This is a genomic window from Streptomyces sp. JJ36 (assembly GCF_021696945.1).
In the GTDB taxonomy this organism is placed as follows: domain Bacteria; phylum Actinomycetota; class Actinomycetes; order Streptomycetales; family Streptomycetaceae; genus Streptomyces.
In genome coordinates this window covers 1-245 of sequence record NZ_JACYHE010000211.1, presented here as the reverse complement: position 1 = coordinate 245, position 245 = coordinate 1, and the positions used below count along the sequence as shown (strand labels likewise).

Sequence of the window (245 nt, the reverse complement as noted above, 5' to 3'; positions counted from 1 at the left end):
CCACCGTCACGGGGAACGGCACCAGCGCTCCGGAGGAGGTCCAGCCGCACACCCTCACCCGGGTGGACGCCGTGGAGAAGACCGCCACGGGGACCATCGAATCCTTCCAGTCCTACGGCTACGACAACCTGGGCAACACCACCGAGCGGATGATCGACGGTGACACCCAGAAGCTGACCTGGAACACCGGCAACAAGCTGACCTCGGTCGACGTCACCGACAACGGGCTGACCGACGTCTCCTAC

1 protein-coding gene is annotated in these 245 nt (G+C 65.3%); it reads left to right on the top strand.

The window, feature by feature from the left end; genetic code table 11:
- Nucleotides 1-245: hypothetical protein (locus HOY81_RS27185; RefSeq protein WP_237323361.1), on the top strand; the 245-nt coding region annotated here is incomplete at both ends.